This is a genomic window from Moorena sp., assembly GCF_982860115.1.
Genome location: NZ_CEYLVT010000447.1, coordinates 1 through 2,014, shown reverse-complemented (window position 1 = coordinate 2,014; position 2,014 = coordinate 1). Strand labels below are relative to the sequence as shown.

Below are 2,014 nucleotides of genomic sequence, written 5' to 3'. Positions count from 1 at the left end.
TTGGTCTTTTGTGAAAGACTCTGTGCAAAATTCATCCCACACTCATGCTGCGCATTGAGATGTGGGATGAATTTTGCCGGAAGCTAATTGAGTTCAACACCACCATCAGATCCCAATTCTCAATTCCAACCCAATCACATACCCAATTCCCAACCCAATTCGCAAGTTTTCCTGATTAGTGCCAAATCCTTAGGAGTTAATTAAAGAAGTTTTGGCTCTCCCATAAGAGATCATCCTAAATAACCGCCCAAATCTGTTATCCCCTTATTGGGAAAAAGGATTGGACTTGAGCAAAACATTTTTAACTCTCAAAGCCATGCCCAGTAATGATTTCAGCATCAGTTAAATTCCAATTACCATAACAAGTTCGGCTATAGCCGAAGGGTTTAACTGCTCTGACGTAGATTGACACTCGCCGTCTTGAAAGAACGGCGATTCCCAGATCGACGAGCTGCCTTAAACCACTGTGTCCTAATCTTTGACGCCGCCAAAAAGTAAGCAATATCTAAACCAAAGACCCGTCAAGACCAAGAATTCAGTTTAGTTCACAGTAGACCCAGCGGGCAATTCTCCTTGGGCGTTTGGTTACTTGCTAGAAAGTGCGTGATTAAAGTCCGTTGCTTTCTAATTCACCTGGTTCCGGCGTGCCCCGCCGTACCGTTTTTATCTCAAATCGTGTTTTTGCTGGGTTCACACACCAACGGTTAATTGATGACTGGGTTTTTAAGGAGGACTTTCCCTACCCTCCGAGCATTATTATTTTAAGGTCAAGCAGGGGCGGGTCTCTCTCCCGGTTGCGCCTCGGTTTTTCAACCTGTACTCATGGTTTCAGTATATCCTAGCGCTACATAATCGTCAACCTCAAATACTAGAATTATTTCTAGGGGACTAAATTCGCTAGTCACTTTCATCTGAGCTCGCTTTGTGACGGAGTTTTCAGTGTTTAAATTTCTAATAAAATACATGGGTGATGTGAGGGTATGCAAAAGCCAATGTTTGAAACAGCTGAACAATTTCCTGTCTTGGGGTTACCCGTTCACCTTTTAGACAACTACAGTCACTACTTAGACGATCGTCTCACCAAAGGTCTAGGTAGTCATGTAGTAACTCTAAATGCCGAAATGGCAATCCAGGGAGAGCGCAACCCTGAGCTAGCTGCCGTTATCAAGCAGGCAGAATTGGTGATTCCTGATGGGGCGGGTATTATATTTTACTTACGGCTCCACGGTAAAAAAAAGCAGCGCTGTCCAGGAATTGAACTAGCTCAGTCTTTACTGGCCAAGGCTGGACAATACGGAGAATCTTGCCCAGTGTTCTTCTATGGGGCAGCCCCTCATGTAGTCCAAAAAACAGCTAGGGTTTGGCAGAAGAGAGTTCCAAATCTAGCGATCGCTGGAATTAGTGATGGCTACCTCAGTGCAGAAGCAGAGGAAGAATTAAAGCTCACCTTAAAACAAAAGCAGCCCAAAATCATATTAGTTGGCTTAGGTGTACCACGTCAAGAATTTTGGATTGCCCAGAATCGCCACCTGTGTCCCCAATCCATTTGGATTGGTGTTGGTGGTAGCTTTGATATCTGGTCAGGGGCTAAAACCCGTGCGCCAGCCTGGTTCCGGAACAATAATCTTGAATGGTTATATCGGTTGTATCAAGAACCCCACCGTTGGCGGCGAATGATGGTTCTGCCTCAGTTTGCTCTCAAAGCCTTAGGTCAAAGAATGATGGTTCTGCCTCAGTTTGCTCTCAAAGCCTTAGGTCAAAGAATGGCATAACCTAATCCCTCATCAATAGACCTTGCAGTATTAGTTCGCAACATTAGTATTGTCGAGTATTATCTTGATGCGATTGGCCTAGGGCCACGCTACGCGAACGCAAATGGGGAGCGGCTGTGTGCTAAGGCTTGCGTCAGCACATTCTCAGTCCCGTAGAATACCAGTCACTCATCTGACTCCCCATCTCCCCATCTCCCCATCTCCCCATATTCCCCTCCTGGGAGGGGTTAGGGGTGGGTTCC

General features: G+C 45.7%; 1 protein-coding gene. It reads left to right on the top strand.

From position 1 onward, the window contains the following. Nucleotides 1-992: 992 nt before the first annotated feature. Nucleotides 993-1,772 carry a WecB/TagA/CpsF family glycosyltransferase gene (locus AC4II3_RS32565; protein WP_488009616.1) on the top strand — a complete coding sequence of 260 codons (780 nt, stop codon included), beginning with the start codon at nucleotides 993-995 and terminating at the stop codon, nucleotides 1,770-1,772. Nucleotides 1,773-2,014: the final 242 nt, after the last annotated feature.

What these genes read in the sequence shown, in the direction of transcription:
- AC4II3_RS32565 (WP_488009616.1), top strand. Translation starts at nt 993, where the DNA reads ATGTTTGAAACAGCTGAACAATTTCCTGTCTTGGGGTTACCCGTTCAC.